General features: G+C 62.9%; 17 protein-coding genes and 1 pseudogene. 8 read left to right on the top strand and 10 right to left on the bottom strand.

The features are described from left to right. Positions 1-60 precede the first annotated feature (60 nt). Both V6M61_RS06545 and V6M61_RS06540 read right to left on the bottom strand, forming a co-directional pair. Positions 61-513, bottom strand: a complete 453-nt coding sequence (locus V6M61_RS06545; protein ID WP_332775779.1) for an acyl-CoA thioesterase — start codon at positions 511-513, stop codon at positions 61-63. Positions 514-669: 156 nt separating this feature from the next. After that, complete coding sequence (locus V6M61_RS06540; RefSeq protein ID WP_332775762.1) at positions 670-1,611, bottom strand: histone deacetylase family protein; 942 nt, start codon at positions 1,609-1,611, stop codon at positions 670-672. Between the two features lie 248 nt (positions 1,612-1,859). On the opposite strand from V6M61_RS06540, the gene phaP reads away from it, so the two are divergent. Next, positions 1,860-2,402 carry a TIGR01841 family phasin gene (phaP, locus tag V6M61_RS06535; protein WP_332775761.1) on the top strand — a complete coding sequence of 181 codons (543 nt, stop codon included), beginning with the start codon at positions 1,860-1,862 and terminating at the stop codon, positions 2,400-2,402. Between the two features lie 352 nt (positions 2,403-2,754). Here the strand turns inward: phaP and V6M61_RS06530 are convergent, their stop codons facing one another. Further along, positions 2,755-3,645: a patatin-like phospholipase family protein gene (locus V6M61_RS06530; protein ID WP_332775760.1), complete on the bottom strand. Its 891-nt coding sequence runs from the start codon at positions 3,643-3,645 to the stop codon at positions 2,755-2,757. 124 nt (positions 3,646-3,769) lie between these two features. Here V6M61_RS06530 and V6M61_RS06525 point away from each other — a divergent pair, with 124 nt between their 5' ends. Both V6M61_RS06525 and V6M61_RS06520 read left to right on the top strand, forming a co-directional pair. Beyond that, positions 3,770-4,813 (top strand): extracellular solute-binding protein, encoded by a 1,044-nt coding sequence (locus tag V6M61_RS06525; RefSeq protein ID WP_332775759.1) that lies wholly within the window; start codon positions 3,770-3,772, stop codon positions 4,811-4,813. A gap of 185 nt (positions 4,814-4,998) precedes the next feature. After that, positions 4,999-5,757, top strand: coding sequence for a 3-hydroxyacyl-CoA dehydrogenase (locus V6M61_RS06520; RefSeq protein ID WP_332775758.1), 759 nt, complete (start codon positions 4,999-5,001; stop codon positions 5,755-5,757). Positions 5,758-5,764: 7 nt separating this feature from the next. Here V6M61_RS06520 and V6M61_RS06515 read toward each other — a convergent pair whose 3' ends face one another. After that, positions 5,765-6,691: a LysR family transcriptional regulator gene (locus tag V6M61_RS06515; RefSeq protein WP_332775757.1), complete on the bottom strand. Its 927-nt coding sequence runs from the start codon at positions 6,689-6,691 to the stop codon at positions 5,765-5,767. A 105-nt stretch (positions 6,692-6,796) separates the two neighbouring features. Here V6M61_RS06515 and V6M61_RS06510 point away from each other — a divergent pair, with 105 nt between their 5' ends. The 3 genes from V6M61_RS06510 to rpoD all read left to right on the top strand — a co-directional run bounded on the left by V6M61_RS06510 (position 6,797) and on the right by rpoD (position 13,547). After that, entirely contained in the window at positions 6,797-8,602 is a 1,806-nt protein-coding gene (locus V6M61_RS06510) for a gamma-glutamyltransferase family protein (protein WP_332775756.1), read from the top strand. A 204-nt stretch (positions 8,603-8,806) separates the two neighbouring features. After that, entirely contained in the window at positions 8,807-10,813 is a 2,007-nt protein-coding gene (dnaG, locus tag V6M61_RS06505) for a DNA primase (protein WP_332775755.1), read from the top strand. A gap of 313 nt (positions 10,814-11,126) precedes the next feature. Continuing rightward, the gene (rpoD, locus tag V6M61_RS06500) at positions 11,127-13,547 is read left to right on the top strand and encodes an RNA polymerase sigma factor RpoD (protein WP_332775754.1); all 2,421 of its coding nucleotides are present in this window, start codon (positions 11,127-11,129) and stop codon (positions 13,545-13,547) included. A 156-nt stretch (positions 13,548-13,703) separates the two neighbouring features. Here the strand turns inward: rpoD and V6M61_RS06495 are convergent, their stop codons facing one another. Genes V6M61_RS06495 through V6M61_RS06480 form a run of 4 tightly spaced genes read right to left on the bottom strand, consistent with a single transcriptional unit; the run spans position 13,704 to position 17,527 of the window. Continuing rightward, on the bottom strand, positions 13,704-14,870 hold the full coding sequence (locus V6M61_RS06495; RefSeq protein ID WP_332775753.1) for a mandelate racemase/muconate lactonizing enzyme family protein: 1,167 nt from the start codon (positions 14,868-14,870) through the stop codon (positions 13,704-13,706). Between the two features lie 12 nt (positions 14,871-14,882). Then, positions 14,883-15,608 (bottom strand): SDR family NAD(P)-dependent oxidoreductase, encoded by a 726-nt coding sequence (locus tag V6M61_RS06490; RefSeq protein ID WP_332775752.1) that lies wholly within the window; start codon positions 15,606-15,608, stop codon positions 14,883-14,885. Then, positions 15,598-16,563, bottom strand: coding sequence for a Bug family tripartite tricarboxylate transporter substrate binding protein (locus V6M61_RS06485; protein WP_332775751.1), 966 nt, complete (start codon positions 16,561-16,563; stop codon positions 15,598-15,600). Before V6M61_RS06485 ends, V6M61_RS06490 begins: the two co-directional genes overlap by 11 nt. Before the next feature lie 31 nt (positions 16,564-16,594). Continuing rightward, complete coding sequence (locus tag V6M61_RS06480; RefSeq protein ID WP_332775750.1) at positions 16,595-17,527, bottom strand: dihydrodipicolinate synthase family protein; 933 nt, start codon at positions 17,525-17,527, stop codon at positions 16,595-16,597. Between the two features lie 97 nt (positions 17,528-17,624). On the opposite strand from V6M61_RS06480, the gene V6M61_RS06475 reads away from it, so the two are divergent. Beyond that, positions 17,625-18,545, top strand: a complete 921-nt coding sequence (locus tag V6M61_RS06475) for a LysR family transcriptional regulator (RefSeq protein WP_332775749.1) — start codon at positions 17,625-17,627, stop codon at positions 18,543-18,545. Positions 18,546-18,626: 81 nt separating this feature from the next. After that, positions 18,627-18,815, top strand: a pseudogene (locus V6M61_RS06470) (sigma factor-like helix-turn-helix DNA-binding protein); the annotation flags it as partial. Between the two features lie 121 nt (positions 18,816-18,936). On the opposite strand, the gene V6M61_RS06465 reads toward V6M61_RS06470, so the two are convergent. After that, positions 18,937-20,253: a M20/M25/M40 family metallo-hydrolase gene (locus tag V6M61_RS06465; RefSeq protein WP_332775748.1), complete on the bottom strand. Its 1,317-nt coding sequence runs from the start codon at positions 20,251-20,253 to the stop codon at positions 18,937-18,939. 20 nt (positions 20,254-20,273) lie between these two features. Further along, a complete protein-coding gene (locus tag V6M61_RS06460; RefSeq protein WP_332775747.1) occupies positions 20,274-20,792 on the bottom strand; it encodes a hypothetical protein in 519 nt (172 codons plus the stop codon). Positions 20,793-20,822 lie beyond the last annotated feature (30 nt).

Below are 20,822 nucleotides of genomic sequence, written 5' to 3'. Positions count from 1 at the left end.
GGCTGGTAATCGCTTCGTCAACGGCGTTGGGAGCAAGGTTCACGGCATCGGTCACATCATTCACTTCAGGGTCTCCAGTACAGACAATAATTTTGAAGGCAAAGGCACGGGGCGGCGGGTTTGGCGGTCTACATAAACGTGAATGAAATGGCCTTTGGCCGCCGTCGTGGCCGCACCGTCGGGCGAGGACGCGCCAAACAGGCCCACCTCGTAGCGCACGCTCGACGCGCCGATGTGCGCCACGCGGATGCCGGCCTGCACGGTGTCCGGAAATGCCAGCGGCGCAAAGTAGTTGCACTGGGTTTCGATCACCAGCCCGATCACGTCGCCGGCATGGATGTCGATCGCACCCTGCTCCACCAGGAAGCCGTTGACGGCCGTGTCAAACCAGCTGTAGTAAACGACGTTATTGACATGGCCGTACACATCGTTGTCCATCCAGCGCGTGCCTATGGAGCGGAAAGCCTTGTAGGCGCTGCGGGGTTCGGCTTGGGGGCGCATCGGGGACGTCATGGGCATCTATTTTGCCAGTGCAGGCGGTAAGGTCCCCATGGGCGCTTCCACAGTGAGAACCCAAAGAGAAGAAAGCAATTTTCCGACGGGCCGCCCCTAGGAAAATTAGCCCCCTCGGGGGGCAGAGAGCTACACGCAGTGAACAAACGTGGGGGCTTACAGACTCCAGCGCTGCCAGTATTCCAGCGCGACGCGGTAAGTATTCATTTGCACTTGCACGGTGTCCTCAAGGTTCACGCCATAACCCCCCGCCATCGAGAACGCCAGCGGAATGCGGCGCTGCCAGGCCCAGTCAAACACGCGGCGGTCGCGCGCTTCAAGGCCGTCAAAGCTCAGGCTCAAGCGGCCCAGCCGGTCGCCTTCATGCGGATCGGCCCCGGCCAGGTAGAACACCAGGCCGGGCTCAAAGCGCCGGTCCAGCTCGTCCAGCGCGTGCTCCAGTGCCTGCAGGTAGGCGGCGTCGGTGCAGCCGTCGGGCAGGTCCACATCGAGGTCGCTGGCTTCCTTGCGAAACGGAAAATTCTTCTGCCCGTGCAGCGACAGCGTGAACACGCTGGTGTCCTTGCCAAAAATGCTGGCCGTGCCGTTGCCCTGGTGCACATCGAGGTCGATCACGGCCACCCGCAAAGGCTGGCGGTCAATACGGGCCCACTCGGCTTGCATCAGCCGCGCGGACACTGCCGCGTCATTGAACACGCAAAAACCGCCGCCCTTATGGGCATAGGCGTGGTGCGTGCCCCCGGCCATGTTGGCGGCAACGCCCTCGGGTTTGTGATGCTCGCCCAGGCCCAATGCCACCCTCGCTGCCGCGACCGTGGCCCCGGCCGAACGGCGTGCCCGTTCGGCCATGGCCGGGCTCCAGGGAAAGCCGATCTCGCGCTGCGCAGAAGCGGGCAGCGTGCCGTGGCTGATGGCCTCGATATAGGCCGGGGTGTGCACCAGCGCCAACTCGCCGTCGCTGGCGGCCGGCGCCTGGGCCAGGCGCACCTGGGGCAATTCGCTGGCCACCCGGTCACGCAGCCGCTGGTACTTGCCCATGGGAAAGCGGTGCCCGGGCGGCAGGGGCAGCACAAAGTTGTCGGCATAAAAAGCTTGCAAAGCGTACCCGCCTGAAAAAGGAAACCGTCACGAAATCCATATACCCATGAAAGGGAATTGTGTCTGCACCATGAAAACCGCGCTGGCACTGCAATGCTAGGGCTTGATCTCTAAAATGCTGCATTGCAACAAAAATCACTTGCAAAACCTCGGGCAAGCCCTACACTTCAGGTCATGTTGCAGTGCAGCAATTCTGGATGGCGCAGCAACTACTTACCGTTCATCCACCCAACCCTGGAGATTTAAATATGTTGACCGCTGAACAAGTTCTGGCTTCCCAAAAAGCAACCGTTGAAACCCTGTTTGGTCTGACCAGCAAAGCCTTTGAAGGCGTTGAAAAACTGGTTGAACTGAACGTGCAGGCTTCCAAAGCCGCCCTGGCTGAAACCGCCAACACCACCCAATCCATTCTGGGCGTGAAAGACGCGCAAGAACTGCTGGCGCTGCAAGCCGGCCTGTTCCAGCCCCTGGCCGAGAAAACCGCTGCTTACAGCCGTCACCTGTACGACATCGCTGCCGGCACCAGCACTGAATTCGGCAAGGCCTTCGAAGGCCAGGCTGCTGAAGCCCAAAAGAAATTCCTGGGTCTGGTTGACAGCGCCGCCAAAAACGCACCCGCCGGCTCCGAGACCGCCGTGGCCGTGATGAAAAGCTCTGTGGCTGCTGCCAACAACGCTTTTGAGTCCGTGCAAAAAGCGGTCAAGCAAGCCAGCGACATCGCTGAAGCCAACTTCACCGCGGTCACCAACACTGCTGTGAGCGCTACCAAGACGGCCGCCAAAAAGCGTTAATCCGCTTTGAGGTGCAGGCTTTGCGCCCTGGCCGGGCTGGCAAATCTGCCCGGTTTCTGGAGCGCAAACTCTACCTCTTCTGGGGCCACCAACCGATACTCTCGTCTGACTGGATGAGAGATCAAACAGTTGTCTCCTCGGGTCCTTCCAGAAATTCATTTTCACGGACCCCTTAAAGCCCGATCGCAAGGTCGGGCTTTTTTTTGGATCAAAAAATCCCTCTAGCCCACTGTAGTTGTGCACCAGTAGCTATCAAATAAATAGCAAACTACTGGCCTCCACGTTTTTCACTTCGTGTAATGCGCTGCCCCCCGAGGGGGCCGTCGCTTGCTCGGGGCGGCCCTTCGCGGCGCTAGTGCGCCGGCACCGCCAGGGCCTCCAGCCTGGCTCTCAGCGCCGGCAAGGCCGCCTGCATCGCGGCCCGCCCGGCGTCAATGGCACGCTGGCGGGCCGAAAAGTCGGCGCTTTTAAGCCCCACCTGCGAAGGACGCACCACCACGTCGGCCTCCTTGAGCTCGTACTGGTTGATGCTTTTGCCCATGATGGCAAAGGTCTGCAGCAGGATCTGCAGGGTGCCGCCGGCCGGATTGGCTTCGGGCGGACTCGAAATATCCACGGCAATCACCAGCTCGGCCCCCATTTGTCGCGCAAAGCGCACCGGCACCGGCGACACCAGCCCCCCATCGACATACTCGCGGTCATTGATCTTGACCGGCACAAACACCGCCGGCACGGCGCTCGATGCCCGCACGGCGGTGCCGGTGTCGCCCCGCTGGAACAGCATGGCCTGCCCGCTGCCCAGGTCGGTGGCCACAATGCCCAGCGGGATGCGCATGTTTTCGATCAGGCGCCCCGCCACCAGGTCGTTGACGTAGCGGGCCAGCGCATCACCGCGAAACATGCCGCGGCCCACAATCGGCAGCATCCAGTCGGTGATCGCCACCTCTTCCATGTTCAGGGCCGTTTGCTGCAGCTGCGCGCTGCTTTTGCCGCTGGCGTACAGCGCCGCCACCAGGCTGCCGGCAGAGGTGCCCACCACCAGATCGGGCTTGAGCCCGGCCTCTTCGAGTGCGGCAATCACGCCCACATGGGCAAACCCTCGCGCCGCGCCGCCACCCAATGCCAGCCCGAGCCGGGGCGGCCGCTTGACCGTGGTTTGCACCGCCGTTGCCGGCTGGCTCGGGGGCGAAGGCGGCGTGACGGTGCAGCCGGCCAGCAACAACGCCGCCGCGCCCCAAGCCACGCATGGCGCTAGAAAACCCGCCTGGAGCCGCCTGGGTCGAGCAATCTTATCGAGAATGGTTCGTATTTGCTTTATCATTGCGGTTGTCGTAGCCATTTTTCATAGTCATTAAAGGATCATTGTCATGCTGAAAAAACTTGCCTGTCTGTCCACCCTGGTGCTGCTGGCCGCAGGCGCTGCCTCGGCCCAGGAACAGGTGGTCAATCTGTACTCGGCCCGCCACTACTCGACCGACGAAGCGCTGTACAGCAATTTCACCAAAGCCACAGGCATCAAGGTTAACCGGGTCGACGCCGATGACGCCGGCATCCTGGCACGCCTGAAGGCCGAAGGCGCGGCCTCCCCGGCTGACGTGATTTTGCTGGTCGACGCCGCCCGCCTGTACAAAGGCGAGGTCGAAGGCCTGTTTCAGCCCCTCAAGTCCAAGACGCTGGAAGCCGCCATTCCCGCGCAGTACCGCGGCAAACCCACGGCTGACGGCAGCACGCCCTGGTTTGGTTTTTCCACCCGCGCCCGCGTGATCGTCTATGACAAGGTCAAGGTCAAGAAAGAAGACGTGGACACCTACGAAGAGCTGGGCGACCCGAAAAACAAGGGCAAGGTCTGCCTGCGCTCGGGCTCCCACCCCTACAACCTCTCGCTGTTTGGCGCCGTCACCGAGCACCTCGGCGAAGCCAAGGCTGAGGCCTGGCTCAAGGGCATCGTGGACAACATGGCGCGCGCCCCCAAAGGCGGCGACACCGACCAGATCAAGGCCGTGGCGTCCGGCGAATGCGCGATTGCGGTGAGCAACTCCTATTACATCGCCCGCCTGATCCGCTCGACCAACCCCGAAGACAAGGCCGTGATGGAAAAAGTCGGCGTGGTCTTCCCCAACCAGGCGTCCTGGGGCACCCACCTGAACATCGCCGGCGGCGCCATGGCCAAGAACGCCAAGAACCCGGCCAATGCCGTCAAGTTCCTCGAGTACCTGGCCAGCACCGAAGCGCAAAACTACTTTGCCAACGGCAACAACGAATGGCCCGTGGCCAAAGGCGTGAGCGTCAGCAATGCAGCGCTGCAATCGATCAGCGGCGGCTCGTTCAACGCCGAAACCATCCCGCTGGCGGCAGTCGGCGCCAACCAGACCAAGGTGCAGCAGATGCTGGACCGGGTTGGGTTTAAGTAAGGCGCGAAGCGAAGGGCGAGGGCCCCGCGCAGCGGGATCGACCAGCGCAGCGACTGGCGAACGAGGTGCCCTCGATGGGCACCTCGTGAGAACCGCACCATCAGCCCGCCCGAGCGCGGGCTTTTTCATGAGCGATAATTGACGTTTACGTTAACGTCAATTTCAACCACTTTCTGGAGCACAACATGGAGATTGCAGGCAAGGTATTCATCGTCACTGGCGGCGCATCGGGTTTGGGCGAAGGCACGGCACGCATGCTGGCCGCCAACGGCGCCAAGGTGGTCATTGCCGACATGCAGGCCGACAAGGGCGAAGCGATTGCCAAGGAGATCGGCGGCGCGTTTGTGAAGTGCGACGTGAGCCAGGAAGCCGACGGCCAGGCCGTGGTGGCTCAAGCCGTGTCCATGGGCAAGCTGATGGGCCTCGTCAATTGCGCCGGCATCGCCCCGGCCGAAAAAACCGTCGGCAAGAACGGCGCGCACAGCCTGGCCGTGTTCAGCAAAACCATCACCGTCAACCTGCTGGGCAGCTTCAACATGATCCGCCTGGCTGCCGACGCCATGTGCAAAAACGAACCCGAAGCCACCGGCGAGCGCGGCGTGCTGATCTCCACCGCCTCGGTGGCCGCCTACGACGGCCAGATCGGCCAGGCCGCCTACAGCGCGTCCAAGGGCGGCATTGTCGGCATGACGCTGCCGATCGCGCGCGACCTGGCGCGCAACGGCATCCGCAACATGACCATCGCCCCCGGCATCTTCGGCACCCCCATGCTGTTTGGCATGCCCAAGGAAGTGCAGGACGCACTGGCCGCCGGCGTGCCCTTCCCTTCACGCCTGGGCACGCCCGAGGACTACGCCAAGCTGGCCAGGCACATCATCGAAAACGAGATGCTCAACGGCGAGGTGATCCGCCTCGACGGTGCGATCCGCCTGGCACCGCGCTGACGCAGTACTAGCCGCCGGGGTGCAACTGCGCCAGGCGGCCGGCAAACAGCGCAGAAAGCTGATCCATCACGGCCTGCACGCGCGCGGGCACGTAGCGCTTGCTCGGCAGCACCGCATAGAGCGGCGAAGCCTCGCCACGGTGATCAGGAAACAGCGGCACCAGCCCGCCGCTAGCCAGCGAATCTACCAGTGCCAGCTCGGACTGGTAGATGATGCCGCGCCCTTCCAGCGCCCATTGCAGCGCGATCGACGCGTCGTTGCAGGCCAGCCGCCCGGCTACACGCACCGGTAGCGGCGTCCCGCCCTCTCTCGCTTCGAATTGCCAAACGTCCAGCCGCCGGCCCCGTACGTCGTAGACGAAACACTCATGCTGCGTCAGCTCAGCGGGATGACATGGCACGCCCTGTCGTGCCAGATAGGCCGGGCTGGCGCAAGCCACCCGCCGCGCAGTGGCCAGCAGCCGCGCGGTATGGCTGGAATCGGCCAGTGGACCGTTGCGCAGAGCTAGGTCGATGCCCTCACGCACCAGGTCCAGATGGGCATCGCTGACCTGCAGGTCCACCGTAATCGCCGGGTGCAGCGCGGCGAATTCCCCCAACCAGTGCGCGATCAATTCACGCGCAAGCACAGCGGCCACGGTGATGCGGATGGTGCCAACCAGGCCCAGCGAGCCGGCAAGCACCCGCGACTGCCCTTCGGCAACCAGTTCAAGCGCGCGGCGCGCATGGTCAATCATCACCTCGCCTTCGGCGGTCGGCCGTACCGAGCGGGTGGTGCGCTCGAACAGGCGCACGCCCAGTGACTGCTCCAGCCGCTTGAGCGCCGCACTCACGGCCGCGGTGCTCAGGCCGCAGCGCTTGCCCGCGCTGGTCAGGCCTCCCGTCTCCGCAGTGGCCAGCAATACCCGAAGGTCGTAGAGATTGTCAAATTTCATGGAAGAGTCAATTCTTTGAGACCGCATTGTGAAGCAGCATCCCGTCCTCTATAGTAGTCTGCGGCGGATGAGAAGCCCGCCGGAACAACAACCCAAGGAGAATGCATGAAACGCCTGTTGACCTCCGTCGCACTTGCCGCCCTGCTGGCAGCCTGCGCCAGCCCCCCCAGCCAGTTCAGCTACACCGTCCCCGCGCAGCCCGAAGGCTCCTCGGGCTACACCGAAAAACCCGGCTGGGCCACCTCCAAATTTGCCGTGGCTGCGGCCAACCCGCTGGCCACCGACGCCGGCTACCAGGTGCTCAAGGCCGGTGGCTCGGCGATTGACGCCGCGATCGCGGTGCAGATGGTGCTCACGCTGGTGGAGCCGCAGTCCAGCGGCATTGGCGGTGGCGCTTTCCTGCTGCACTACAACGGCAAAACCACCGAAGCCTTTGACGGACGCGAAACCGCGCCCGCTGCGGCCGACGAAAGACTGTTCCTGGGCGCCGACGGCAAGCCCCTGCCCTTTTACGATGCCGTGGTCGGCGGCCGCTCGGTCGGCGTGCCCGGCACGGTGCGCATGCTGGAGATGGCGCACAAGCAGTACGGCAAGCTGGCGTGGCCTGCGCTGTTCGCCCCGGCCATCCGGCTGGCTGAAGACGGCTTCAAGGTCAGCGCCCGCCTCAACACCCTGCTGGCCAACGAGGTCCACCTGAAAAAAGACCCGGTCGCCGCGGCCTTCTTTTACGACCAGGCCGGCCAGGCCTGGCCGGTCGGTTATGTGCTGAAAAACCCCGAGCTCGCAGCCGTGCTCAAGCGCATCGCCGCCGGCGGCTCCAAAGCCCTGCTCGAAGGCGATGTGGCCCAGGCCATCGTCGACAAGGTGCAAAAACACCCGATCAATCCCGGCAAACTCTCCATGGCCGATCTGGCCGGCTACCAGCCCAAAAAGCGCGAGCCGATCTGCTCGGACTACAAGGCGGTGGGCAGGGACTACCGGATTTGCGGCATGCCGCCCCCAAGCTCGGGCGCGATTGCGGTCGGGCAGATCCTGGGCATTTTGAACAACACCCATGCGGCCACGCTGCCGCTGCAGGGCGGCCTGCCTTCAGCCGACTGGCTGCACCTGTACACCGAAGCCTCGCGGCTGGCGTTTGCCGACCGCGGCCAGTACCTGGGTGACCCGGACTTTGTGCAGGCGCCGGGCGGCAACTGGATGAGCCTGCTCGCGCCCGACTACCTGGCCGAGCGTGCCAAACTGATTGCCCAGCAGCCCGGCGGCCAGAGCATGAAGAGCGCCAAACCCGGCGTGCCCGGCGCCATCAAGACCGCCTATGGCGCCATGCCCGACCAGCCCGAGTACGGCACCAGCCATATCAGCATCGTGGATGCGCAGGGCAACGCGATTGCCATGACCACCACCATTGAAGACGCTTTTGGCGCGCGGCAAATGGTCAAGGGCTTTTTGCTCAACAACGAGTTGACCGATTTCAGCTTTGCCCCCACCGATGCCCAAGGCAAGCCCGTGGCCAACCGCGTGCAGGCCGGCAAACGCCCGCGCTCGTCCATGGCGCCCACGCTGGTGTTTGACAAGGCCACCGGCCAGCTGCTGATGAGCGGCGGCAGCCCGGGCGGCGCGCTGATCATTCACTACACCACCAAAACGCTGTACGGCACCCTCAACTGGGGCCTGACGCCGCAGCATGTCATCAGCCTGCCCAACTTCGGCTCGCTGGGCGGCCCCAGCCTGCTGGAAGAAAGACGCTTCCCGGCCACCACGGTGGAGGCGCTGAAAACCCGCGGCGCCGAGGTGCGCGAAATCAACATGACCAGCGGTCTGCAGGCCATCACCCGCGCCCAGATCCATGGCAACCTCATGTGGCTGGGCGGCGCCGACCCGCGGCGCGAAGGCGTGGTGATGGGCGACTGAGCCTGGGGGCGGCCTCGGGGGGACTACTTTTCCGCAGGGCCGCCCCAAGGAAAAGACGACCCCCTCGGGGGGCAGCGACCCGCGCAGCGGCGGAGCGTGGGGGTCATTCCTTCCGCCGGGCCGCCCCAAGGAAAAGACGGCCCCCTCGGGGGGCAGCGACCCGCGCAGCGGCGGAGCGTGGGGGCCATTCCTTACAATCCAGTCATGGCCATCCCCCAAGCCTTTATCCAGGAACTGCTGGCACGCGCCGACGTGGTGGATATCGTCGGGCGCCATGTGCAGCTCAAAAAAGGCGGCGCCAATTTCATGGGGCTGTGCCCCTTCCATGGCGAAAAGTCCCCGTCGTTTTCCGTCAGCCCGACCAAGCAGTTCTACCACTGCTTTGGCTGCGGCGCGAGTGGCGACGCCATCAAGTTCCTGATGGAGCACGCCGGCATGACCTTCATGGAGGCCGTCCATGACCTGGCCCAGCAGTACGGCCTGCAGGTCCCCGAAGACGATGCCAGCCCGCAGGACCGGGCCCGTGCGGCCCAGGCCCGCGAGCAGCAGGCCACGCTGAGCAGCGTGCTGGAAAAAGCCGCCGTGGCCTACATCAGGCACCTGCGCAACTCGCCGCGCGCCATTGACTACTTCAAGGGCCGCGGCCTGTCGGGCGAGATCGCCAAAACCTTTGGCCTGGGCTACGCACCCGAAGGCTGGCGCAGCCTGGCCAGCGTGTTTCCCGACTACAACGACCCCTTGCTGGTCGAAAGCGGGCTGGTGATTAGCGGCGAGGCCGGTGAGGAAAACGCCCAGGGCGAGGCCAAGCGCTACGACCGCTTCCGCGACCGCGTGATGTTCCCCATCCGCAACATCAAGGGCGAATGCATAGGCTTTGGCGGGCGCGTGCTGGGGGACGAGAAACCCAAGTACCTCAACTCGCCGGAAACCCCGGTGTTCAGCAAGGGGCGCGAGCTCTACGGCCTGTTTGAAGCTCGCCCCGCCCTGCGCGAGCACGGCTACGCGCTGGTCACCGAAGGCTATATGGACGTGGTGGCGCTGGCCCAGCTGGGCTTTGCCAATGCCGTGGCCACGCTGGGCACGGCCTGCACGTCCGAGCATGTGCAAAAACTGTTCCGTTTTACCGATTCGGTGGTTTTCAGCTTTGACGGCGACAGCGCCGGGCGCCGCGCCGCGCGCAAGGCGCTGGACGCGGCCCTGCCCTTTGCCACCGACGTGCGCACCGTCAAGTTCCTGTTTCTGCCCGCCGAGCACGACCCCGACAGCTACATCCGCGAGCACGGCAAGGACGGTTTTGCCAGCTATGTCAGCAAAGCCGTGCCGCTGAGCCGCTTCCTGCTGGAAGCCGCCAGCGAAGGCTGCGACCTGGACACCGCCGAAGGCCGCGCCCACATGGCCAGCAATGCCCGGCCGCTGTGGAGCCTGCTGCCCGATGGCGCGCTCAAACGCCAGCTGCTGGCTGAGATCGCCGACAAGGTACTCATTGACAGCCGTGAGCTGCTGCAGCTGTGGCAACCGGCGCCTGGCGACGCCAAAAATCGCTACAAAAACAGTAGCTACCAACGAACATCCGGCAAGGGCTACAGGCCAGAATCACCCTCCTATCCGGTCTCAAGCCATGATGCCCCGGAGTTTTCAGGCGCCCCGCCCGATCTGCGGGAGCCCGCCGGCTATCCGGTCGATGAACCCGCTTTTTACGCCCCCGCCGCGCCGCGCCGCTTCGGGCGCGATGCGGGCAGCGCCAGCCGGGCGCCGCGCCGCGTGGCCGGGCGGATTTTGCCCGCCAGCCGTGAAGACCGGGTGCTGCGCCTGCTGCTGACCGAGCCGGCCAGCTGGGACCGGCTCAGCGGCGAAGAACACATCCTGCTGTCGGAGCTGCCAGCGCCGCACGGGCCGCTGTTTGTCTGGCTCGAAGGCCAGCTGCACGAGCATGGGCCGCAGCCCTGGGCCGCCCTGCGCGAAGGCCTGCGCGGGCATGCGCATGAACACTACGCCACCGCCCAGCTGGCGCAGATTCCGGAAGGCATCGAGGCCGACTGGGATGAAATTCGCGGCATTCTGGTCCAGCTGGCCGATTTGAAGCTGGACAGCGAGATGGCCGAGCTGGCCGGGCGGGCGGAAACCGACCCCGCCGCTTTCCAGCGTTTACGCGAACTGAGCGAGCTGTCCAGGGCCAAAAAGGCCGCCGCAAAACAGCGCTCCACGGTATAATCTTTTTTTTGCTACGGCAAGCGCGACAGCAGCACCTCCGGCACCGGCCCCCCGAAGAACGGGAACCTCACAGGTAGAAGGGCCACCTCCCCGCAAGGACTGCACACCAAATGATCGCCCACACAACTTGCCTTAAAAATAAGCTGCCGCGTGCTCTGGATACCCTGGCACAGGCTGACTTGTTTTTTGCCCTTTCTCGTTTTGAGTTCTGAACCTTTAACCTGTACCCCGACTCCGGTCGGGCGCAAGGCGCATTTTTATTGACTGGTAACTGATCGATCGTTAAACCTGTTTTTCGACACCTGGAGGTCTCATGCCCGCTGCCAAGCCTGACAAGTCCAACAAAGCCAAGAAGCCGCAAGCCACGCAGTCCAAAGCTGCCGTGAAGCCCAAAGCTCAATCCACTGCCCAAGCGGTGGCCAGGCCTGCCGTCAAGCCGCCAGTCAAGGCAAGCGCCAAGGTTGAAAAACCCGGAAAAACCACCAAATCAGTCACAGCAAGTCCGAAATCTGCGAAATCACCGCTACCTGCCAAGCCCCTGAAGAAAGCTCCCGCCGTGCCCACCAAGTCCACCCAAGCCAAGCTAACCGAAGCAGCGAACGCCCTGCTCGCCGCCGCCGCCCCCGCGAAAAAGAAACCCGGCCGCCCGCCCAAAAACCCTGCTGCAGCCGTCGAAGGTGGCGCACCGGCATCGACCGGCGCCAAGCGTGGCCGCAAGCCCAAGAACGCCGTCAAGCCCGAGGGCGACGAAGACCTGTCGGACATCGAAGCCGAGTTTGCCGAAGAGCCCGTGGCGGAAACCACTGAAAAGGTCAAGCCGCTGCGCATGAAAATCAGCAAGGCCAAAGAGCGTGCCTTGATGAAAGAGTTTGGCCTGGACGAGACGGTCCTGTCCGAAGAAGACATGCTCAAGCGCCGCATGCGCCTGAAAACCCTGATCAAGCTCGGCAAGACGCGCGGCTACCTGACGCACGGCGAGATCAGCGACCATCTGCCCGACAAGCTGGTCGATGCCGAAACGCTGGAAGTCGTGATCTCCATGCTCAACGACATGGGCGTGGCGGTGTACGAGCAGGCGCCTGACGCCGAGACCCTGCTGCTCAACAACACCGGCCCCACGGTGGCCACCGAAGAAGAGGCCGAGGAAGAGGCCGAAGCCGCGCTGTCCACCGTGGACAGCGAGTTCGGCCGCACCACCGACCCGGTGCGCATGTACATGCGCGAAATGGGCACGGTCGAGCTGCTGACCCGCGAAGGCGAAATTGAAATTGCCAAGCGCATCGAGGGTGGCCTCATGCGCATGATGGAGGCCATCTCCGAAAGCCCGGCCACCATCGCTGAAATCCTGCGCATGGCCGAGGACATTCGCGAGGGCAAGGTCGTCATTTCCACCGTGGTGGACGGTTTTTCCAACCCCAACGAAGCCGACGACTATGTGGCCGAGGAAGACTTCGACGAGTTCGACGAAGAAGACGACGACGACGGCAAGGGCGGCTCCAAGGCGTTGACCAAAAAGCTCGAAGAGCTCAAAAAAGAAGCGCTCAGCCGCTTTGACAAAATCGCCACCCTGTTCGAGAAGGTTCACAAGACCTACGACAAGGAAGGCTACGGCACACCGACCTACGCCAAGTCACAAAAAGCATTGAGCGACGAGCTGATGACCGTCCGCTTTACCGCCAAGACGATTGAAAAGCTGTGCGATTTGCTGCGCGGCCAGGTGCTGGACGTGCGCAAGAAAGAGCGTGAGCTGCGCCGCATCATCGTCGAGAAATGCGGCATGCCGCAAGATGTCTTCATCAAGGACTTCCCGCCCAACCTGCTCAACCTCAAGTGGGTGGAAAAACAGGTCGCGTCGGGCAAGCCCTGGTCCACCGTGATGGCACGCAACATTCCGCCGATCCAGGAACTGCAGACCAAGCTGGCCGAATTGCAGGCCCGCGTGGTGGTGCCGCTGGGCCAGCTGAAAGACATCAACAAGCGCATGAACGAAGGCGAGTCCAACTCGCGCGATGCGAAGAAAGAGATGATCGAGGCCAACTTGCGCCTGGTGATCTCGATTGCCAAAAAATACACCAATCGCGGCCTGCAGTTCCTGGACCTGATCCAGGAGGGCAACATCGGTTTGATGAAAGCCGTGGACAAGTTCGAATACCGCCGCGGCTACAAATTCTCGACCTACGCCACTTGGTGGATTCGCCAGGCGATCACGCGCTCCATCGCGGACCAGGCCCGCACCATCCGCATCCCGGTACACATGATAGAGACCATCAACAAGATGAACCGCCTGTCGCGCCAGCACCTGCAGGAGTTCGGCTTTGAGCCCGACGCCAGCATCCTGGCCGCCAAGATGGAGATTCCTGAAGACAAGATCCGCAAGATCATGAAGATCGCCAAGGAGCCGATCTCGATGGAAACGCCTATCGGCGACGATGACGATTCGCACCTGGGCGATTTCATCGAAGACAGTGCCAACACCGCACCGCTGGAAGCCGCGATGCAGGCCGGCCTGCGCGATGTGGTGAAAGACATCCTCGACAGCCTGACACCGCGCGAAGCCAAGGTGCTGCGCATGCGCTTCGGCATCGAGATGTCGACCGACCACACGCTGGAAGAAGTCGGCAAGCAATTTGACGTAACGCGCGAGCGCATCCGCCAGATCGAAGCCAAGGCCTTGCGCAAGCTCAAGCACCCTTCGCGTTCGGACAAGCTGCGCAGCTTCATCGACACGCTGTAAAAACGCATCGAGGCCGCAAGGCCCCGATCGAAAGCCGCATCCCGTTTTAACGGGCTGCGGCTTTTTTCATGGAAAATTACAATAAAAAGCGCCTCACGCCCTTGTTAATTGGTCGTGAGGCGCTGTTTTTTTGATAGCTATCTCGCGAAATACGGATCAGTGCGAGAGACTTTTCATCTCCGCATACAGATCAGCTTTTCCTTCAAATCCAATGCCCGGCAACGCCGGCAGGTTCACGTACCCGTTGTCAACCCGCACACCATCCGGGAAACCACCGTAGGGCTGGAACAGGTCGGGATACGACTCGTTACCACCGAGCCCCAAGCCCGCCGCAATGGCCAGCGACATCTGGTGGCCGCCATGCGGAATGCAACGGCTGGCCGACCAGCCATAGGCCTTCAACATGTCCAGCGTGCGCAGGTACTCGACCAGCCCGTAGCTCAAAGCACAGTCGAATTGCAGCCAGTCACGGTCTGGTCGCATGCCGCCATGACGGATCAGATTGCGCGCGTCCTGCATTGAAAACAGGTTTTCTCCGGTGGCCAGACTGCCCTGGTAGACCTCGCCCAGCCGGGCCTGGAGTTCGTAATTAAGCGGGTCGCCCGCTTCTTCGTACCAGAACAGGGGGTAGGCGGAAAGCGCCTTGCCGTAGTCAATGGCCGTCTGCAAATCGAAACGGCCATTGGCATCGACCGCGAGCTGCTGCCCCGGCTGCAGCAGCTTGAGCACGGACTCGATACGCGCCATGTCTTCGGCCAGCGATGCGCCCCCAATCTTCATCTTGACGACCGAGTAACCGCGTTCCAGGTAACTGGTCATCTCGCTGCGCAAACCGTCCAGGCCCTTGCCGGGATGGTAGTAGCCACCCGCCGCATAAACGAAAACACGCGGATTGGCCTGGCCATTGCCGTAGCGCTGCGCCAGCAGTTCATACAGCGGCTTTTGTTCGATCTTTGCCACGGCATCCCACACCGCCATGTCGATGGTGCCCACGGCCACGGAACGCTCACCATGGCCGCCGGGCTTTTCGTTGGACATCATGCAGGCCCAGACCTTGTGCGGGTCGATGTTGTCGCCGCTTTCATCGAGCAGCGTGGCCGGTGCGGCCTCCATCACGCGGGGGCGAAAGCGTTCACGGATCAGGCTGCCCTGGCCATAACGGCCGTTGGAATTGAAGCCGTAGCCAATCACGGGCTTGCCGTCCCGCACCACGTCCGTCACCACCGCCACCAGGCTGAGTGTCATCTTGGAGAAGTCGATGTAGGCGTTGCGGATGTCCGACTTGATGGGTCGGGTCGATTCGATGATGTCAATAATTTTCATGAAATAAGTTCCTTAGCGCGGCAGCGATGCGCCGCCGCAAATTTGGAGGTCTTGCCCGGTGATGGCCGCAGCCTGGGAAGACAGCAGGAAAGACACCAGGGCAGCCACTTCGGCCGGGTCGATGTAGCGGCCTATGGGCGGCAGCTGTGGCGCGCTGCCGGCCCGCGCCGGGTCGCTCAGCATGGCGGTCTGCGTGGCGGCTGGCGAGACCACATTCACCGTCACGCCACTGGCCGCCACCTCGGCGGCCCAGCTGCGCGCCATCGCAATCAGCGCGGCTTTTACCGCCGCATACTGGCTGCGCCCAGCCATGCCCTGGGCCACGCGGCTGCCGATCAGCACCACCCGGCCCAGGCCACGGCTGGCCATGGCGGGCACCAGTGCCTGCGCCAGCTGTGCCGCAGACTGCACATGCAGGCGCCACATGGCTTCGCCGGCCTGCAGGTCGAGCGCGCCCAGCGGTGCCGTGCGCATCCAGCCCGCCGCATGCACCAGTGCCGTCACCGGCGGCTGGGTTTGCAAGGCCTGGAGGGCTTGGAGAGCTTGGTCAATGGTGTCGGCGTTCGCCAGGTCCACGCTGACAGGCGTGAAGTTCGCATGCACCAGCGCAGGAGCCGCCAGATCCCAGCCACTGACTCGCCACCCCTGCTCCAGCAAATGCCGCGCAATCGCCAGCCCAATACCCGAGCTGCTGCCGGTGACCAGCGCATGAGGGCTGGCAGGGGCCTCACTCGGCACGGATGCCCCCTTCGGCAATGATTTTTGCGGACCTGGCCATGTCGTCACGCTGGAAGCGCGCAAAGTCGTCCATCGACCCGCCGCCCACCAGCAGGCCCTGCTGCACCAGCTTCTCGCGCATCTCGCCGTTCAGCGCCTTGTTGACCTCGGCGTTCAACCGCTGTGCAATATCGGCGGGCAGCTTGGTCGGGCCCCACACGCCGTACCAGCTGTAGAACTCGTAACCGGGGATGGTTTCGCCCACCGTGGGCACCTCGGGCAGGGTGGACACGCGCGAAGCCGAGGTCACCGCAATGACCTTGAGCATGCCGCTCTTGTAGTAGTTGAACGAGCCCAGGATGGGGTCCACAAAGCCGCTGATCTGGCCGCCAATCAGGTCCTGGAATGCGGGCGCCGTGCCTTTGTAAGGCACGATCAGCAAGTCCAGATTGCCCGAGCGGCGCAGCAGTTCGGTGGACAGGTGCCCGGCCGAACCGGTCGAGCCTATGGCAAACGACAGCTTGCCGGGGTTCGCCTTGCCGTAGGCGATCAGGCCCTTGAGGTCTTGCACCGGCAGGTTCTTGTTGATGGCGATCGACAGCGGGGCCTTGGCGACCAGCGCCACCGGCACAAAGTCGCGCGTCACATCGTAGGGCGCAGACTTGACGGTCATCGGGGCGGTGGTGAAAGTGGACGCGTTAAACAGCAGGGTGTAGCCGTCGGCCGGCGCCTTGGCCACCGCATCGCCGCCTATCATGCCCTGACCACCTGGCTTGTTCTCCACAAAAAAACTCTGGCCTGTCTGCTCTGTCAGCTTCTGGGCCAGCATGCGGCCCACGGTGTCCAGCGTGCCGCCCGGCGGAAACGGAATGATCAGCTTGACCGACCTGGTCGGCCAGGCTTGCGCCATGGAGGCGGCGCTGACACCGAGCAAGGCGGTGGCGATCAGGGTGCGAAGGAATTGTTGGCGTTTCATGGTGTTTGTCTCCTCGAATGGGGGTGGGAACTTATTTAAGAAGACCGGCGTTGGCGACGGCCAGGCGGATCAGTTCGTTTTCTGCGGCAGACGGTGCATGGGTCGGTGGGCGCACATGAGCGCTCTCCAGCACACCGGCAAATTTCATGGCGGCTTTCATGCGGGCATGGGCTTCGCCGGTAGGCTCACCCGCGCCATAGACAGCCTCCTTGATCGGGGTGATGAGCCCCTGGATCTTCATGGCCTTGTGCAGGTCGCCTTCTTTGACGGCTTCAAACAGGTCGATGATGAGTTGGGGGATGCAACTGGCGAAACCCACCAGCGCACCATCCACGCCCTGCACCATGGAGGCCAGCAGGTACTCGTCATGGCAGGTCAGAATTGCCTTCGAGGCATCGGCATCGCGGATCGCCTTGATGTCACGTGCATATTTGCTCATCTCGCGCTGGCCCACCTTGAAGGCCCGCACGTAGGGCAGGCGCGCCAGATCGGCCAGCAGCTCGGACGAATACGAGGCCTGGGTCCGGGCGGGATAAACGTGGCAGACCAGGTCAAGCTGGGAGGCTTGCCAGATGGCATCGAAATACTGCAGCGCGTGATCCGAATGAAAGCCAAAACGCAGCCAGTGGTGGGGCGGCATCACGTCCAGCGCCTGAGCGCCCGCTTCTTTGGCCAGCCGCGCATGCTCTGCGGCTTCTGTCAGGCCTTCGCAGACAATCGAAGAAATGACGGGCATGCGTCCCTTGAGTTCGTCGGCCACGATGCGCGTGACCTGGGCGCGTTCAATCGGTGTGAGCGAAAACACTTCTCCGGTGTGGCCATTGGTCATCACGGCCACCACGCCTTTGTGGCTCGCCAGCCAGGAGGCGAGGCGGCGCAAAGCGGGTTCGTCTATGCGGTTGTCGGGGGTAAACGGGCAGGCGATGGCGGGAATAATCCCCCGATAATTGGCGATGGTTGGCATGTATGCTCCTGAGTTATAGGTTGATGAGACGACGCTGGATGATCTGCCAACCCGCCCCACCCCGTCCAATACTCGAAACGCATAGAACTATTCATTTATGGGCCCCGGCAACCGACCGCTTGATCTTGAATGGCTGGAAGACTTCCTGGCGCTGGCCGACAGCGGCAATTTCTCCCGTGCGGCGCAAGTGCGCGCCATCGCACAGCCCGCGTTCAGCCGTCACATCAAATCACTCGAAGAATGGGTGGGTGTTAATCTGTTTGACCGCAGTGCCCAGCCGGTATCTCTGACCGAGGCCGGCAAACGCTTCCACCCGTCTGTGGACGACCTGCTGCAACGGCTGGAGGTCTCGCGCCTGAAGGCCCGTGCCGCGCATGAGCAGGAGGCGATGAGCCTGCGGTTTGCCGCCACGCATGTGCTGTCATTGAGCTTTTTCCCCACCTGGCTCAGCGGCATCGAGGCGCAGTTGCGACTGGGGCCGATCCAGATCATTTCGGACAACATGGTCGCCTGCGAGGAATTGATGTTGCAGCGGCGCGTTCAGTTTTTGCTTTGCCACGGCCATTCGTCAGTACCTTGCCGTCTTGACGACATACAGTTTGCGTTTACCCGCGTCAGCGGCGACGTACTGCTTCCCGTGACGGCGCCTCTTGCCAACGGGAAACCGCAGCACTGGATCGACGATTCGCCGGAAAAAAAGGTGCCGATTCTGACCTACAGCCAGGACTCCGGCTTGGGGCGCATCATGCGCGCCCTGATGCCTTCGGCACTTGAAGAAGAACCGTTTACCACCGTGTTCACGGCCCACCACGCGGTGTTGCTGAAGACCATGGCCATGGAAGGAAGGGGCATTGCATGGCTGCCTCGGAGTCTGATCAAGGACGAACTCAGTGCAGGAAAACTATTGCCGGCCGGCAGTCCGCATTGGCATATCCCGGTCGACATCCGTCTTTTCCGACAGCGCGCCGCCTTGTCCGCGCCAGCGGAAGCATTGTGGCAGGTCGTTGACAAGAAGTGACGGAAAAAAAGCGCCTCATACCCTTGTCAATCGGGCGTTAGACGCTATTTTTTTGATAGCTTCTGCCTGTGTTCGGCAGGCGGGCTGACAGCCAAGGTGCTGCGCATGCGCTTCGGCATCGAGATGTCGACCGACCACACGCTGGAAGAAGTCGGCAAGCAGTTCGACGTGACGCGCGAGCGGATTCGCCAGATCGAAGCCAAGGCGCTGCGCAAGCTCAAGCACCCCAGCCGCAGCGACAAGCTGCGCAGCTTTATCGATACGCTCTGACCCTAGGCTGTATCAGCCCCTCGTGGACTGTCATTGCGAACTGGATACAGAATCCGTGCAACAAAAAAGCCCCAGCCCGCATGCGCGGTCTGGGGCTTTTTTTATGGTGAACCGGTCGGGCTCAGCGCACCCGCTTGGGCAACAGCGGTGCGGTGACGCCATCCACACCCACCAGCGACAACACCGTCAGCAGCGTGTTCTGCGGGCCGAGCCAGGCATTGACCGGCGAGAACCACTCGCTGGGTCCGTGCGAACCGCCGCCCACGCCGCCACCGCCCAGCGTGACGGCTGGAATGCCCAGGCTGATCGGCAGGTTGGAATCCGTGCTGGAAGCAGCGATGCTGCGCACCTCGCCGCCCACTGTGGCCACGCCTCGGCGTGCGGCATGGACCATGGGTGAATCCAGCTGCCCTGCGCCCGCCGGCCGGTCGCCAACCAGCTTGAACGCGACCTTGATCACGTCTTTTTTGTCCCAGCGTTTGTTCTCATCATCAGCGGCCTCGCGGGCCAGCGCCATGATGCGGTCTTCCAGCTTCTTAAGCTCGGCTGCGCTGTTGGAACGCATGTCCAGCCCCAGCTCGGCCTCGGCCGCAATCGCATTGACCGAGGTGCCGCCCTTGAGCGTACCCACGGTAAACGTGGTTTTCGGCTCGTCAGTTGTCCGAACGTCGCTGATCTTGGCAATCGCGCGGCCCAACGCATGCGTGGCTGACGGCAGGCCAAAGGCCGAAAAACTATGCCCGCCGGGGCCGGTATAAATGATGCGAAAGCGGCGGCTGCCGGTGGCCTGGTTCACGATACGGCCGATGTCGAGGCCGTCCAGCGAAATGAAACCGTCAATGCCCTGGTTATCGCGAAACAGCGCCTTGACGCCGCGCAGGTCTCCCAGCTCTTCTTCACCCACGGTGCCCACAAACACGATGTCACCCACGGTTTTCAGGCTCGCCTGGTTGAGCGCACGAAGCACGCTGAGCAGCGCCGCCAGACCGCGCCCGTCGTCATAAATACCCGGCGCTTCATAACGATTGCCCTTGACCTTGACCTTCACATCCGTACCTTCTGGAAACACGGTGTCCAGATGCGCGGACACCACCAGCACAGGCCCGTTGCCGCTGCCCTTGCGCACTGCAATCACGTTGCCTTCGGCGTCGATGCGGGCGTCAGCGAGGCCCAGCGCCTTCAGGCGTTTTTGATACTCATTGGCACGCACCGGCTCTTTAAACGGTGGCGCGGCGATTTCGGTCAGCTCAATCTGATCTTTGAGCGTACGCTCGTCATCGGCCTTGATAAAGTCAACCGCCTGCTTGACGCCCGCGTGGGCCGTGAGCTTCACAAACACCGCCTCGGTATCCGCATTGATCGGCGGAAGCGGCGTTTGGGGATAGGCAGCGGTCATCGCCAACGTGAGCGTGGCGGCAGTGAACAGGCGTCGTAGCATGGAGTCTCCGTTTGGGTTTATTAGAGGCTGGCGGGCACGGCTTCGACCAACCGGTAAAAAACGCCGCTGGGATCGTTGTCCAGCAGCACCAGGCGCCCTTCGACCACCACTGGGTCGATCGAATATTTCACGGCGGTGCGTGCACGCACCTCCACCATGGCTTCAGGCCCGGCCGTCTGGCAAAACGGACAGGTGGGCGACCAGGCCGAGAGCAGGAAATAGCTGTGTGTCCGCCCGGCTTCGATGGGCAGGATGTAGCCCTGCAGCTTGACGGTTTTGCCATGGAACGGCCGCAACGCAGCCGGAAAGGCCGGACCCAGCTTGCCGTTGCTCATCTTGATGGTGGCGGCACTCAGCAAGGACCAGGGCACCGCGCCCCGGACATCGGGCAGCATGGAGGTGCGCGGGTCGTGCGGGGCCGCTGCAGTGGGTTGCGCCGCGGTTTGCGCTGCTGCCGGCAACAACAGCATCAAGGTCGATAGACAAATCAAGGCCAGGAACGGTCGGGGATCGAGCTGGACAAGGCGCAGGCGTCTCATGCGATGAGTGTATCCGGTCATGCACAGCCA

Origin of the sequence: Polaromonas sp., assembly GCF_036676035.1 — a bacterium.
Classification (GTDB): domain Bacteria; phylum Pseudomonadota; class Gammaproteobacteria; order Burkholderiales; family Burkholderiaceae_C; genus Polaromonas.
The sequence above is the reverse complement of the archived record's forward strand: the minus strand, read 5'-3'. Positions and strand labels throughout refer to the sequence as shown.

Excerpts from the sequence above, each read along its gene's own strand:
- V6M61_RS06545 (WP_332775779.1), bottom strand. The coding sequence starts at position 513 with ATGACGTCCCCGATGCGCCCCCAAGCCGAACCCCGCAGCGCCTACAAG.
- phaP (WP_332775761.1), top strand. The coding sequence starts at position 1,860 with ATGTTGACCGCTGAACAAGTTCTGGCTTCCCAAAAAGCAACCGTTGAA.
- V6M61_RS06525 (WP_332775759.1), top strand. The coding sequence starts at position 3,770 with ATGCTGAAAAAACTTGCCTGTCTGTCCACCCTGGTGCTGCTGGCCGCA.
- V6M61_RS06520 (WP_332775758.1), top strand. The coding sequence starts at position 4,999 with ATGGAGATTGCAGGCAAGGTATTCATCGTCACTGGCGGCGCATCGGGT.
- V6M61_RS06515 (WP_332775757.1), bottom strand. The coding sequence starts at position 6,691 with ATGAAATTTGACAATCTCTACGACCTTCGGGTATTGCTGGCCACTGCG.
- V6M61_RS06510 (WP_332775756.1), top strand. The coding sequence starts at position 6,797 with ATGAAACGCCTGTTGACCTCCGTCGCACTTGCCGCCCTGCTGGCAGCC.
- dnaG (WP_332775755.1), top strand. The coding sequence starts at position 8,807 with ATGGCCATCCCCCAAGCCTTTATCCAGGAACTGCTGGCACGCGCCGAC.
- rpoD (WP_332775754.1), top strand. The coding sequence starts at position 11,127 with ATGCCCGCTGCCAAGCCTGACAAGTCCAACAAAGCCAAGAAGCCGCAA.
- V6M61_RS06495 (WP_332775753.1), bottom strand. The coding sequence starts at position 14,870 with ATGAAAATTATTGACATCATCGAATCGACCCGACCCATCAAGTCGGAC.
- V6M61_RS06485 (WP_332775751.1), bottom strand. The coding sequence starts at position 16,563 with ATGAAACGCCAACAATTCCTTCGCACCCTGATCGCCACCGCCTTGCTC.
- V6M61_RS06480 (WP_332775750.1), bottom strand. The coding sequence starts at position 17,527 with ATGCCAACCATCGCCAATTATCGGGGGATTATTCCCGCCATCGCCTGC.
- V6M61_RS06475 (WP_332775749.1), top strand. The coding sequence starts at position 17,625 with ATGGGCCCCGGCAACCGACCGCTTGATCTTGAATGGCTGGAAGACTTC.
- V6M61_RS06465 (WP_332775748.1), bottom strand. The coding sequence starts at position 20,253 with ATGCTACGACGCCTGTTCACTGCCGCCACGCTCACGTTGGCGATGACC.
- V6M61_RS06460 (WP_332775747.1), bottom strand. The coding sequence starts at position 20,792 with ATGAGACGCCTGCGCCTTGTCCAGCTCGATCCCCGACCGTTCCTGGCC.